Source organism: Paenibacillus sp. GD4, from assembly GCF_030846225.1.
GTDB classification, from domain to species: domain Bacteria; phylum Bacillota; class Bacilli; order Paenibacillales; family NBRC-103111; genus Paenibacillus_G; species Paenibacillus_G silviterrae.
In genome coordinates this window covers 3,868,173-3,882,353 of record NZ_JAVCYK010000001.1, presented here as the reverse complement: position 1 = coordinate 3,882,353, position 14,181 = coordinate 3,868,173, and the positions used below count along the sequence as shown (strand labels likewise).

The following is a 14,181-nucleotide window of genomic DNA, read 5'->3' as shown; positions in this document are numbered from 1 at the left end:
TGAAAATAAAAAATCTCCCGCCCCTGAACAAATGTCAGGGACGAGAGACTTGAACGCAACATTCGATAGCTCCCGCGGTACCACCCACGATTCGAAGAAGCGGCACGAAACCAAAGCTTCTTCACACTCATACGGTTAACGCCCGCGCACGCAAACGGCTACTGCAAAGCTTAAGACAAGCTCCGGTTCCCCGTTCGTCCTCCGGGAGGTCTGTTCGTCCGATTCGCTTAAGGAAGCTTACAGCCCAAGGCTTCCCTCTCTGGATAAGCGCCAACTCGAAGTACTTTGTCCCATCAACGGATCACATTGTGATAATTAGGTTCTATTCTACCGATACCCATTTCCAATGTCAAGAAAAAAGGTGTAATTTCGACTTCTTCCGGCACCTATTTTCGGATCTTTGCAAAAAGATCCTTCAGCACCATATAGGTATCGCCATTGGTCAGCTCCTGCTTGTTAGCAATCAGGTCGACGGTTGCTTGCGTCAAATATCCTTTGCTCAGCATAGCCTGAACGGCTGCGCCCTGCGGGGCCTCCTGCTTCGTAACCAGGGCGACCATCTGCGCCGCGGCCTCCAGCGTGACGGGCAGTGTCTTCGCATCGGTACCTTTGGCTACAGCCGCTGAAGGCGAGCCTGTCAGCACATCCGGCTTCGATTTCTTCGACCCCTCCAGCAGATTGATAAATCGCTGCTGGTTAGACTTCGCATCCAGCTGGAAATCATTAGAGTAACCGCCGCCGGCAAGACCTAGCGACATCGCCACCTTCAGACCCTCGTAAGACTTATGCTCCATAAACGTCTTCCAGCCCTTGTAGGCTTTATTCGTTTCCGGCAGATTCATTGCTTTAATATCAAACGGCTTAAGCACAACACCCTGTGCATTCAGTGTATCCTGCAGTTTAGCAATCGATTCCTTGGAGGCGGACAGCTGACGGAAAGTCATATTCTGCTCCTTCGCGATCTTTACGGAAGCGCCTGCCGCTTGAGCGGCGGCCATTCCGACCGGAATCACCCGAGCCGTGCCGTGCGGCAGCGTGTCATAGCTCGCAGCACGTCCGACAACCAGCAGCCCGTCCACCTTCAGCGGGACAATGCTGCGGTAAGGAATGGCGTACTGAAGCGGGACGCCTACGACCGAGCCCGTATCGGCAGGGGATAACCGCTGAATATCGATCGGATAGGAGCCGAACCCGATGCGGTCCCACTGATCGCGATTTTCCATCACGTCCAGAATGCTCAGGCGGTATTCCCCTTGGATATGGCGGGTTTCCCGTACATACAGCTCCGGCGCCGTAGCGTCCAGCTCAATGCCGGCAAGCTCAGGATACTTCTTCTTCATGTAGTCGACGATAAGCGGAAGCTCCTTCTTGCCCAGCTCGAAAGCTTCCGCCCGGGATTTCGGATCCGTGCCGTCAATCCCGAAGATTTGCAGCGCATTGATCAGCATCGTGTTGTTATTCTGTCTGCCGATGTTCAGTCCCCGCATGGCAACGCGATCCTTGTTCACCGGCGGGTAATCCTTCATGTCCTTATAGCCCCACACGCTCATCGCGTTCGCGCCGGTGCCCTCATCCCCATCGGCTTCCATCCGCTTCGACATCGCATCCCAAACCTCCGGCGTGATGTTCTTCAAGCGGAATACGAGCGTTACCGCCATCTTAGACTTCTTATCGCCGATATCCTCGCGGCCGTAGGTGTAAGGGACCCCGGCAGCAGCAGCGATATCCGCATCCTGCGTCGCATCGATCACAGCGCGTGATTGTACGGTTTTGACCGAGCCGTCCTGCTTCGTAATTTTTACGCCGGTCATGGCGGAGCCGTTCAGAACAGGCTCAATCGACTTGGCCAGCAAATGGACGTCAATGTTCTTCTGCTCGGCGACGAGCTGATTGAACACATTCGCCGCAGTAATTACGTCGAAGGAGTCGCCCTCCACCTTTTTGTACCACTCCGTAAAAATACCCTGGTTCAAAATCTCCTGCTTATGCAGCACGCCCCGGTCCGGCTCATAGTTATTGTCCAAGCTGTTCAGCCAACCAAGGGTCATCAGGCCCCCGAGAATTTCCCGGTCCCGGCCGTCGACCAGCAGCGTGCTGAGACCGTTCCTTGCGGCTGAAACCGCTGCGGCCACCCCCTCCGGGTCGGTGCCTACGACAATGACGTCGTAGCTGTCCTTCGGATCTTTAACCGTCTTGACTGCAGCGAGCTCCTGCGCCTGGCCCACCTGGCCCTTATTTTTGATATACCCCTTGCTTTTCAGAACATAAGCAGCCCCAACGGCTCCCACCAACAGGATCATAAAGATTAGGTATAATACGGCTATCGTCTTGGCTTTCCTTGCTTTGGAAGACATGATACACCTCGTATGGAATGGATAATTGCTTTATTGCAGGGCTTTAAGATGAATGAATCATCTTAAAGCCCCCTACTACGGTATCTTGTGGACAGTAAGGTGAAAAATTATGCTTACAGTGCCCGAATCCGAGCATGGTTCCTACTCAAGGCCAATGTAAGATGATGTTTTCACCTTACACGAAACATGCGCTCTTAATCAGACAGTTTAGCGTGAATTTATAGCGCTACCGCCTCAGCTCTGTGCCGAAGCCATATACGCATCGTTCAGCAGCTTGATTTTCTTATCGATGTATTCCTTGTACGATTGGTTGTACGCCGACGGCTCCTTCGGATTCGGGAATCGTTCGATGCGCTGTTCGTAGCCTTCTCCATCCTCATGCTCGACCTTCGGGTAGAGAATTTTGCTTACCGCGCCGCAGCCCATTCCGATTATTGTCTGGCGCTCCTCCATCATGAGGATGTTATACAAGCTTTCGTAGCCCTCCAGAGAATAACCGACGTTCTCCTGATTGCCGAGAATATTCTTCTGCCGGTACATGTAGTACGGCTGATATCCATGCTCCTCCGTCCACTCTGCGGTTGAGCGAATCATCTCCGTAATCTCGTCGCGCTCGGCAACTTCATAATCTTCCTTGTTCTTCGTCATTCTCGAAGCCCGCTTGAAAGACAGAGTATGCACCGTCAAGGACTCCGGAAGCAGCTCCGCCGTACGGTCCAGCGTCCGCTGAAGCTCGGTCATTCCTTCGTTCGGAAGGCCGATGATCAAGTCCATGTTGATGTTGTTCATGCCCATCTCGCGCGCCAGCTGGAATTTATCCAGCGTCTCCGTGACGGTGTGATGACGGCCGATGGTATCCAGCGTCGCCTGCGTGAAGCTCTGCGGATTGATGCTGATGCGGTCGACTTTCCATTTCTGCATGACGCGGATTTTATCCTCCGTGATCGTATCCGGACGGCCGGCTTCTACGGTCAGCTCCCGCACCTGATCCATCGCCGGGAACGACTCATGCATCGTGACGAAGAGTGCATCCATTTGCTCCGCCGTAATACTGGTTGGCGTCCCCCCGCCCCAATAGATCGTGGTAATCGTAAGACCCGCTTCCTTCATCCAATCGCCCATCGCGCGGATCTCGTAGTGCAGTCCTTCAAGGAAGGCTTCCACGGAGCCGTTGTTCCCACGAATATCGTAGGCAGGGAACGTACAATAGGCGCACTTGGTCGGGCAAAAAGGAATGCCGATATACACGCTGATCTCTCGATCCAGCCGGAACAAGTCCGGGATGACGCGCAGCTGTCTCTCCGCAATGCCGGCCAGCAGCTCCACCTTCGGCTCCGTAACCAAATACTCCTCGCGCAGCAGCTGCTTGCAGTACTCGAGATCGTGCTTCATCATGAGATTGTGCATCAGCTTGGTCGGCCGGACACCCGTTAGCGTTCCCCATGCCTGCTCCATGCCCGTGTACTGCTGAAACACCTGAAGCAGTCCGTAGCCGACAGCTCGCTTGACCGTCCGCTTCAGTCCTTCCTTCCGGGTGTCCAAGCTGCGCTGATGGCTGCTCTGCAGCACGCAGCCCGTCGACGTCTCCGTAAGCCGGAGGTCCGCACGAACGACTTGCTTCTCCAAGTCGGTAGTAATTTCAATCCTTGCGCTCAAGTCCGCATCATCCGCCGGATCGAACGTCAATTCGACCTCCTCAAAGAACAGCTTGCCTATATGAAAAATTTCGGTCGATTGCTCGGTAAAACCGATCCGTTCTATTTGTATTTTCAAATCCATGCACCTCCTGGAAGCCCAAAACAAAACTATGACTAGTTTAGCATAATTGCCGTCCCGAGGAAAATAAAGAACCGCAGCAGCCCTACTCAAGGCTATCCTGCGGTTCCAAAATACTGTATTCGGCTATCGAACGGTCTTGCGGGGCATCATCTTCAACCCTTCGCTTACCGAACTGTACATGCTGTTCATCTCAGCGGGGTCCCAGCCGGAGGTCTGGAGACTTAACGCCTCCTCCAGTCCACCCATGGACAGCTGCTGCTCCGGCTTTGTCATAAGCTGTTCTTTCGAGGAACGGTACATGGCGCTTAGCTCCTTCGGCCCAATAGGCATCATTTAAGTCCTATTTTCTCCAAAAGAAGCCGTTCCTATCCGTTACCTGCTTTCGAGAATCAGCGTTACGGGGCCGTCATTAACCAGTGAAACGTCCATCATGGCGCCGAAGCGTCCCGTCTCCACCAGCAAGCCCTGATCCCGCAGCAGCTCGTTAAACCGTTCATAGAGCGGCTCTGCCTGCTCCGGTCTTGCCGCCGCCATGAAGTTAGGCCGTTTGCCCTTGCGGGTATCTCCGTATAGGGTAAACTGCGAGACGGAAAGAATTTGCCCCCCTGTCTCCTTTACGGAAAGGTTCATTTTGCCCTCGCTGTCCTCGAAAATTCGCAAGCCTGCTATTTTATCCGCGAGATACGCGGCATCCTTGTCCGTATCCTCGTGCGTAACGCCGACCAGAAGGACAAGCCCGTGCTCAATCCGGCCTACCGTCTCACCCTCAACGATAACCTGTGCCGCTTTACTGCGCTGTATGACTACTCTCATTCCGCTAACGCTCCTAAGCTTCTACGATTGCATAATGCGTGTTACCGAATAAACGTCCTTCACCCGTTTGATCTTCTCCACCACAGAGTGCAGATGATCGATATTGCGGATCAGAATCGTCATGTGAATCATCGCCATCTTGTTCTTATCGGAACGCCCGGAAACGGCCGAAATGACGGTCTTGCTCTCGGAGACGGCCTGCAGCACCTCGTTCAGCAAGCCTCTCCGGTCGTGGCCGGTGATCTCGATCTCCACATTGTAGTTGGCTTCGATATCATCCGCCCATTCCACTTCAATGACACGGTTGCCCTCTTCGCCCATATCCGGGGCCGGAATGTTCGTGCAGTCAAGCCGATGCACCGATACCCCGCGGCCGCGAGTAATGTAACCGACGATCCGGTCACCCGGAACCGGATTGCAGCAGCGTGCGAAGCGAACGAGCAGGTTGTCCACACCCTTGACGCGAACGCCGTTCGTCGGCCTTCCGCGCCGCTCCGGGTTCGGCGCCTTCACTTCCTTGATCTCGTTCGTCAGCTGCAGCGCCTGCTGCTGGGCTTCCTCGGCCTCCTTGCGGGCCTTCTCGGTCAGCCTGGTGACGATCTGTGCCGCCGTAATTCCGCCGAAGCCGACCGCCGACATCATATCTTCGATTTCATTGAAATTAAATTTCTTCGCTACCTCCATCAGCTCATCATCTTTTATGATGACAGACGGCTCGAACCCAAGTCGCTTGACCTCGCGTTCGATCAGCTCCCTGCCCTTGAGTACGTTCTCTTCGCGCTTCTCCTTCTTAAACCATTGACGAATCTTGCTCTTCGCATGGGAGGATTGGGCAATCTTGATCCAATCCTGACTCGGGCCATAGGAATGCTTGGAGGTGAGGATCTCAATAATGTCCCCCGTCTTGAGCTTATGATCGAGAGGGACGATCCGCCCGTTCACCTTGGCACCGATTGTGCGGTTGCCGACCTCCGTATGAATCCGATAAGCAAAATCAAGCGGCACGGAGCCGGCCGGAAGCTCAATGACCTCACCCTTCGGCGTGAAGACGAAGACCAGGTCCGAGAAGAAATCCATTTTCAGCGATTCCACGAACTCCGACGCATCCTGAGCCTCATTCTGCAGCTCAATGATTTCCCGGATGAAGTTAAGATTATCTCCGAAAGCATCGGTTCCTGAAGTAGCCGTACCTTCCTTGTACGCCCAGTGGGCGGCTACCCCGTACTCGGAGGTCCGGTGCATATCGAAGGTGCGGATCTGCACCTCCAGCGGCTCGCCCTTCGGTCCGATCACCGTCGTGTGAAGGGATTGGTACATGTTCGGCTTCGGCATGGCGATATAGTCCTTGAACCGTCCCGGCATCGGCTTCCATAACGTATGAATGATCCCCAGCGTGGCATAGCAATCCTTGATGTTATCGACGATGATACGTAGGGCGAGCAGATCATAAATTTCATTGAACTGCTTGTTACGGACCGTCATCTTCTTATAGATGCTGTAAATGTGTTTGGGACGACCGGAAATGTCCCCCTCAATGCCCATTTCGTGAAGCTTATCCTTCACATTCATGATGACATCGTTGATATACTGCTCGCGCTCCGTCCGCTTCTTCTGCATCAGATTGACGATGCGGTAATACTGCTGCGGATTCAGATAGCGCAGGGCGATGTCCTCCATCTCCCACTTGATGGCCGAAATCCCGAGCCGGTGAGCGATCGGGCAGAAAATCTCCAGCGTCTCGTCCGCAATGCGGCGCTGCGCCTCTTCCGATTGATGCTTCAGCGTACGCATGTTATGAAGCCGGTCGGCAAGCTTGATTAATATGACACGGATGTCCTGGGCCATCGCCACGAACATTTTCCGATAGTTCTCGTTCTGATGCTCTTCCTTGCTTTTGAATTTGATCTTCTCCAGCTTGGTCAGGCCGTCGACAATCTTGGCGCACGCCGGACCGAACCGGTCCTGAACGCTCTCCAGCGAAACCGTAGTATCCTCCACTACGTCATGAAGCAGCGCAGCGATAATGGAGATTGTATCCATCTGCATGTTCACAAGAATTTCAGCGACGGCGAGCGGGTGCAGAATATACGGCTCCCCTGATTTACGGACTTGGCCATAGTGGGCTTGGTCCGCGAATTCATAAGCTTCCCGGATCCGAATCAGGTCGCTGTCCTTAATATATGTGGATGCCTTCTCAAGAAGCTGCTCTATCCCCATCGGCCCATCCATTCCCTTAGTTCGATTTTTATTCATTATGCCTGTGAACATGGTACTACGTCAAGGATTCGCTGCATATGGGAGCAGATTCCATCCCGCGGGGAGAGAACAGAAAAACCCGAAGCCGCCTCCCATGGCGCTCCGGGTCCATAAACCTTAGTATTGAACGAGAGAGTATACCTCTACGCCGTTCAGCTTTTCACGGCCTTGCAGCTCCAGCAGCTCGATCAAGAAGGCTGCCCCGATGACCTTGCCGCCGAGCTGCTCCACCAGGTTGATCGAGGTGGAGATCGTACCTCCTGTGGCAAGCAGATCGTCAGCGATCAGTACCTTTTGGCCGGGACGAATGGCATCATCGTGCATCGCCAGCTTATCCTTGCCGTATTCCAGCGCATAGTCCGCTTCAATCGTCTTGCCCGGCAGCTTGCCGCTCTTCCGGATCGGTACGAAGCCTACGCCGAGCGCAACCGCCAGCGGCGCACCGATAACGAAGCCGCGGGCCTCGGGACCTGCGATCACGTCAATCTCTATGCCCTCCAGACGGCGTACCATCTCGTTGATTACTTCTTTGTAAACCGGCCCATTACCAAGCAATGTCGTAATGTCCTTAAAGCTGATTCCAGGCTGCGGAAAATCCTCAATCACCCGGATGTGTTCCTTGAAATTCATACAATTCCCTCCAACATTTCTTTATCTTCGGCTTTATTTACAACCAACCAGGAGGCTAGATCGTTTGCAGAGCAATACAGCAGCGTGTGCTCCGTTTCGGACCGGCTCTGCCGGCGTCGGTAGGCTGCAGAGTCCGTCAAATCCTTCTTCGCTGGCGACGGTACAAGACGGTATCCGACTTCCGAGCGGTGAACAAAACCAAGTTCTTCAAACACGTCAAGTATAAACCCAATCGCGCCCGGTGACAATCCGGACCGCTTGGAAATTGCTTGCACGAAGGCGGAAGGCGGAAGCTTCCGTTCCGGATCCTTGCCCAAGGCACTGACAGCGGAATAAACCGCCTTGAAGCCATCTCGCCCCGGGACTACACCGGCCCCGCGCTCCGGCTCCGAGCCTCCGAATGCCGCATAATAGCGCTGCACGCCTTTTGCCTGCTGTCCCAAGGCTTTCAGCTGGCCCAGATCGTCAGGCAAAGCATAAAGCACAATATCAGATGCTTCATCGATATTCCGCTTCCCGGCCTCTGCATTGAGGGGAACTACGGCTCCGGCTGAATCCATCCCCCATAGGGAATAGGCACATTTACTGTTGGCCAACGCCGCAGGCTCCGGCTCGCTGAACAGGATCAAGGCCGGGATATCGAACGGCTCTCCCCATACCGGCGACTTAAGTCGCGCACAAAGCTCGCTTAGCTTGGATTCCGGCTTCGTCGTTCCTCGCCAGTCGAAGATTTGCACGGTAGGCACCCGAAGATCGGCTACCATGATTTGCGGTTTCCGCACCCCGTTCCATTCGTTGATCGACAGCTCGCCTAGCACCTCAATCGGTGCAGCCGAGCTTAACCATTCCGCCACCCCAGCTTTTCCAAAGGCCACCGCATCATACGACCCTGCCTCCGGACGCTGCTTGGAGCGAAGAGACAGCTTCAGATGCTGCTGCTCCTTTCCCATGGTCCGCATATCGCTGAGCAAAAGGTCCGTGAAGACAAATTTCGGAGAAGGGTTGCCCATCCCGTATGGAGCGAGCTGCTCGAGCTGCTGAACAACATCAACCGTTACGTCGCTAAGGTTACACGCCAAATCGGCTTGCAGCAAAGGAGACCAGTCCTCCGGCTCGAGCCATTCCTGTGCCAGCACCCCGAGCCTGCGCTCCAGCTCGGGAAGATGCTCCTGCGAAAGCGTCATTCCGGCAGCCATTTGATGGCCGCCGAAATGGTCCATCAGATCATGACAGCGGGACAGGCCCTGATACAGATCGAAGCCCGCAATGGATCGAGCGGACCCCTTGGCCATGCCGGTCGCCGGGTCAATGCCAAGCACAACCGTCGGCCGGTAAAACTTATCTACCAGCTTGGAAGCAACAATACCGATCACACCGACATTCCAGCCTTCTTGAGCGGCGACGATGACGGGCAGGAGCTCGCCGGTTTCCTGCTTTCTCCGCTCCACCAGTGCAACAGCTTCCTTCGTCATCTCTTCCACCAGCTTCTGCCGTTCCTTGTTCAGCAGGTCCAGGTCGAAGGCCAGCTGCTCAGCCTCCTGCTCCGACTCCGTCGTAAGCAGCCTGACGGCGGCATCCGCATTCTCCAGACGCCCGCTGGCATTAATCCGCGGCGCCAGAGCAAAGCCGATATGCGAGCTGTTTACTTCTCGTACGGGAACGTTGGCTACACCGAGCAGCGCTTTAATCCCATAATTCGTGGTTGCCCGCATTGCCTTCAAGCCCTGCTTCACGATGATGCGGTTTTCGCCTTGGAGAGTCATCAAATCCGCCACCGTGCCGATAGCGGCATATTCCGTAAGCTCCTCAGGCCATCTGCCCAGCAGCGCCTGAGCCAGCTTAAGCGCAACGCCGACGCCGGCAAGCTGCTTAAACGGGTACGGACAGCCCGGCTTCTTCGGATTGATCAATGCGTATGCCTCCGGCAGTATTTCCGGAGGTTCGTGGTGATCCGTAACAATCACATCGATGCCCAGCGTTTTCGCATACGCAATTTGCTGGACCGCGCTAATCCCTGTGTCTACCGTGATTATCAGCGTGACTCCCGCGGCATGCGCTTTGTCCAGAGCGCCTTCATTCAATCCGTAGCCTTCATGTACGCGGTGCGGTATGTAATAATCAAATTGGCAGTTCAGCTGGCGCAGCAAATGCACCATTAGCGTTGTGCTGCTAACGCCGTCTGCGTCATAATCGCCGTAGATGCGTATCCGCTCTCCCATCTGAATGGCCATCCGGATCCGCTCCACTGCTGCAGCCATGCCATCCAGCAGGAATGGATCGTGAGCCTGCTCCGTTCCTCCGTAAAGAAAGTCAGCGACATGCTCTGTCTGTGTCATCCCTCGAACCACGAGCAGCCGGGCGAGCAGCGGCGAAATGTTGAATTGCTCCACCCATTCCTGAACCCGCGCCTCATCCGCAGCCCCCATGTTCCATCTTGCCTTTGCTTTAAGCACGTCGTGTCTTCCTCCTTTCGCCTGTCAATGCAGCACGGTCGGCATATCGTCCTGTTCCGCCGCTTGACTCTTGTATGGATATCCTGGGTCGTAGGGGTTCACGTGGATCATTACATCGGATACATGGGTAAATCGCTTCATCAGCGCGTGTCTCACCGTGCGGGCAATGTCATGTCCCTCTTGTACGGTAATACGAGGGTTTACACTAATCTTCACGTCGACGAGGACGTAGTGCCCATGCTCTTTCGCCTTCAAATCATCTACCGCAATGACACCTTTGATCCGCTGTACGGTCTCTATCAGGTCCGCCGCATCCTCTTGCTGAAGCAGCCGATCTGATGAGCTATGTAACGTTGCCGCCATCAGCCCGTAATTTTTTTTCAAAAGGACGAACGAAATGAACAACCCTGCGGCTGGGTCCAAATAATACCAATGATTGCTTTCCAAATAGGTACCTAGGATGGCACCCCCAACGCCAATAAATGCGGCGGCCGAAGTGGCCACATCCGTACGGTGCTCCAAAGCATTCGTCACAAGCATGGCATTGCCGGTTTTTTTCCCGGTCCGATACTTATACTGGAACATGGCTTCCTTTACGACAATGGAAACACCTACCGCGATGAGAGCCAGAATGCCCGGGGCTTCCGTTACGCCGGAAACTATTGATTTCAATGACGACAAAGCGATCTCAAGACCGAGAACCATCAATAGAACCGGTGCTAAAAGATCCCATCTTTTGCCCGTCTTCCCGGACAAAGAGGTCGGATCCTCCGCCGATGGCTGGTTTACCGATTTGTTGCCGCTCCACTCCTTAAGCGAACGGGCCGCTTCAGAAACGGAATGAGCCGCATCCGCCAAGAGTGCCTTACTATTTGCCGCATAGCCGATGATCCCTTTCATAAGCGCCAGCGCCATATTGCCGATCAAGCCGACCCAGGCGCCTCTTGTCGCTTGCTTGAAACGTTCGTCCGTCACGAGGCACTCCTCCATGTTTATGTATCTTATCCCTAATAAAGCAGCGGAAAAGAAAAACCGCTGAAAACATGCCGTTTCCAGCGGCCAAGTAAGTGCTTTAAGCCACCGCTTTCGCCTTTTTGCTGCTGCTGAGCGATTTGTTTTTGAAGTAGTACCAAAGCGGACCTGCGATACAGATCGAAGAATAGGCACCGCTCGTCAATCCGACCAGCTTGGCAAGCGCAAACAGCTTAATGGACTCGCTGCCGAAGATGAGGAGACAAACAGCCGCGATCAATACCGTAATAACCGTATTGATGTTACGAGCCATCGTTTGCCAGATCGAATCGTTCAGAAGCTTAGCGAGGTCCTCGGAGGACTTCAGCTTCGCAAACCGCAGATTCTCGCGTACACGGTCAAAAATAACGATTTTATCATTGATGGAGTAACCGATCGTGGTCAACACGGCCGCCATGAACGGTAAATTCACCTCGAACCGGAAAATCGCAAAAAAGGCGATAACGACAAAAGCATCGTGCAGAATGGCAATAATTGAGGCAATAGCGAAACGCCATTCGAAACGGATGCTGACATAAATACAAATCGCGATGCTCGCAATACCGATCGCAAGGATCGCCTTATTGCGCTGCTCGATGGCCATATCCGGCGTAACGGCATTTACTTCTTGGGAAACCTGCGGTCCGAAAGCGGTCGAAAACGTATCCTTCACTTTCTTAACGGCATCCTCGGACAAGGTATCGCTGATTCTTACCGATACCCGATCGCTGTTCTCGCCGCCAACCGTGACAACGGCTTTCTCGATTCCCGCATCCATCAAGGTTTTCTCGGCTTGTTCTTTCGTTAACGTTTTGCCTACGGAAATGTCCATGGACGTACCGGAGCTGAAGTCAACGCCATAGTTCATACCGCTGACCAAAAGCATAACCAAGCCTATTATCGTAATCGCCAAGGAAATGGTGTAGAACAGCTTGCGGTTCTTGACGAAATCATAGCGAATCTTTGTTGTATTCTCGTTAGAGGGCACGAATTTCAGCCTCCTTCACACCAAAATAGCTTGGCTTTTTGAACAGGTTGCCGCGGATCAGCATTTGGATCAGGATCCGAGCCAAGAACACGTTGGTCAAAATACTGAGCACGATACTGAGCATGTTGATCAGGGCAAAGCCGCGAATCGCTCCGTTCCCGATGTAGTAAAGCACAACGGCAGCGATAATGTTCGTAATGTTGGCATCCATGATCGTACGGAACGAATGCTTGGAGCCGGAGCGCAGGGAAGAAAGAATGCTCTTGCCGCTGCGGATTTCTTCCTTGATCCGCTCATACGTGATGATATTGGCGTCTACCGCCATACCGATCCCCAGAATGAAGGCCGCGATACCCGGGAGCGTCAAGGTTGCGTTCATCAGGTCAAATACGAGCAGCAGCAGCCACGCATACGTAAGAATGGTAATCGATGCCACGATACCGGGGATTCTATAGAACACCAGCATAAAAATCAGGATCAGCACGGAGCCGATGAGCCCCGCTTCCACCGTTTGATGAAGAGACGCTTGTCCGAGAGATGCCCCAACGCTTTGGGTGTATTTCTCCGTCAGCTTGAGCGGCAGCGCGCCCAGGTTGATCGTATCGGCCAATTGCTTGGCTTGATCATAGGTATAGTTACCCGTAATGGTCGCCCGGCCGTCAGGCAATACTTGCTGTACCACAGGATCGGACAGCATGGCTTCATCCAAATAGATGGACAGCTTCTGACCGATAAGCTTCTGTGTCACATTCTTAAATTTCTCAGCGTCCTTCACCTGAATGGAGATGACCGGACGGTTGGCTTGATCGTACTCGACTTTCGCCGCGCCTTCAACGAAATCGCTTCCGAGCATTTCCTTGGTGCCGTCAGGACCGCGGAACGTCAGCTCGGCCGGCTTCTTGATAATCTTGCGTACCTCTTCCTCGTTCTCCACACCGGCCAGCTTAATCCGGATGCGGTCGGAGCCCTCTGTAGTTACCTCCGGCTCGGCGATCCCCAGCGCGTCAGCACGCTTCTCGAGACTGTGCGCCGTTTGATTCAGAGATTCGCGCGTCACCGGCTTTCCGGCCTCGATCGGCTCGGCAACGAATAAAATTTCAAAACCGCCCTTTAAATCCAGACCGAGCTTTATATTCTTAACCAGCTGCGGACTTGTCACCGTAATGGATACTAGCAGGATCAATACGATGGCGAAAAAAGAAAGTATTCTTTTGATGTCCATAACGTTCTCCTTCCTTAACTCAATAGTCCTATTATACTTTCCTACAAAAAACGAGTCAATTTGAAGAAAAGAGGGTGAATTCCCACCGATAACACAAAAAAATGCCCATTTTCAACAAATGGACATGTTGACGAACGCCTATCAGCCCTTCTTATACATCGAAATGGTCATCCAATTCATAAATTGCGTCACCTTAAGCGATAAAATATCGTTCACCACGCGGTGCAGCGGCGGCATGCCGGTCTTATGATATTTGTCGCTCACGCATTCCCAAATATCCATTCCCGAGACCTGCTCGTATCCCAGCATCCGAAATTCCTGAGCTTTACTAAGGCAAATCTCTTCAATGGTGCGATTGAGCTCTTCATCGGACATGGCGTCTGGTTCCTGCGTCCGTGCCAGCTCCAACGATTCCTCCTCCAGCATAGAGATCTCCGTGTGTTCCGACTCCGATGGAACAACCTCTGCTGTATCGTCCACTATTGCGCCGTTCTCATTTTCCATTGTCCGCTTCGCGGCATCTCCGACCGTTCCCCCAAAGAAGCGTTCCATATAAGGTACATCTCCTGGCAGTTCCGGCTGCCGGCCATTGTCCGATGTCCCTTCCGACTTACGCTCTGTCTCCGCACTTTCCTCGCTGTCGCGTTTTGCATCGTCGTCGCTCACATGAAACCC

Annotated in this window: 11 protein-coding genes; all 11 read right to left on the bottom strand. The window is 53.6% G+C overall.

Going from position 1 to position 14,181, the window contains the following annotated elements:
* Positions 1-386 precede the first annotated feature (386 nt).
* The gene (locus RAC89_RS18795; RefSeq protein WP_306615250.1) at positions 387-2,354 is read right to left on the bottom strand and encodes an FAD-dependent oxidoreductase; all 1,968 of its coding nucleotides are present in this window, start codon (positions 2,352-2,354) and stop codon (positions 387-389) included.
* 234 nt (positions 2,355-2,588) lie between these two features.
* Positions 2,589-4,133 carry a coproporphyrinogen III oxidase gene (locus RAC89_RS18790; protein ID WP_306615249.1) on the bottom strand — a complete coding sequence of 515 codons (1,545 nt, stop codon included), beginning with the start codon at positions 4,131-4,133 and terminating at the stop codon, positions 2,589-2,591.
* 123 nt (positions 4,134-4,256) lie between these two features.
* Positions 4,257-4,466 carry a hypothetical protein gene (locus tag RAC89_RS18785; RefSeq protein ID WP_284637957.1) on the bottom strand — a complete coding sequence of 70 codons (210 nt, stop codon included), beginning with the start codon at positions 4,464-4,466 and terminating at the stop codon, positions 4,257-4,259.
* 39 nt (positions 4,467-4,505) lie between these two features.
* The gene (gene dtd, locus RAC89_RS18780) at positions 4,506-4,946 is read right to left on the bottom strand and encodes a D-aminoacyl-tRNA deacylase (RefSeq protein WP_306615248.1); all 441 of its coding nucleotides are present in this window, start codon (positions 4,944-4,946) and stop codon (positions 4,506-4,508) included.
* 21 nt (positions 4,947-4,967) lie between these two features.
* Positions 4,968-7,163 carry a RelA/SpoT family protein gene (locus RAC89_RS18775; RefSeq protein ID WP_306616133.1) on the bottom strand — a complete coding sequence of 732 codons (2,196 nt, stop codon included), beginning with the start codon at positions 7,161-7,163 and terminating at the stop codon, positions 4,968-4,970.
* A 156-nt stretch (positions 7,164-7,319) separates the two neighbouring features.
* Entirely contained in the window at positions 7,320-7,832 is a 513-nt protein-coding gene (locus RAC89_RS18770; protein WP_284637953.1) for an adenine phosphoribosyltransferase, read from the bottom strand.
* Complete coding sequence (gene recJ / locus RAC89_RS18765) at positions 7,829-10,285, bottom strand: single-stranded-DNA-specific exonuclease RecJ (protein ID WP_306615247.1); 2,457 nt, start codon at positions 10,283-10,285, stop codon at positions 7,829-7,831. Before recJ ends, RAC89_RS18770 begins: the two co-directional genes overlap by 4 nt.
* Positions 10,286-10,309: 24 nt before the next feature.
* Positions 10,310-11,260 (bottom strand): cation diffusion facilitator family transporter, encoded by a 951-nt coding sequence (locus tag RAC89_RS18760; RefSeq protein WP_306615246.1) that lies wholly within the window; start codon positions 11,258-11,260, stop codon positions 10,310-10,312.
* A 97-nt stretch (positions 11,261-11,357) separates the two neighbouring features.
* Positions 11,358-12,284 carry a protein translocase subunit SecF gene (secF, locus tag RAC89_RS18755; protein WP_306615245.1) on the bottom strand — a complete coding sequence of 309 codons (927 nt, stop codon included), beginning with the start codon at positions 12,282-12,284 and terminating at the stop codon, positions 11,358-11,360.
* Positions 12,274-13,506, bottom strand: coding sequence for a protein translocase subunit SecD (gene secD, locus RAC89_RS18750; protein WP_284637946.1), 1,233 nt, complete (start codon positions 13,504-13,506; stop codon positions 12,274-12,276). Before secD ends, secF begins: the two co-directional genes overlap by 11 nt.
* A gap of 141 nt (positions 13,507-13,647) precedes the next feature.
* Positions 13,648-14,172 carry a post-transcriptional regulator gene (locus RAC89_RS18745; protein WP_306615244.1) on the bottom strand — a complete coding sequence of 175 codons (525 nt, stop codon included), beginning with the start codon at positions 14,170-14,172 and terminating at the stop codon, positions 13,648-13,650.
* Between the last annotated feature and the right edge of the window lie 9 nt (positions 14,173-14,181).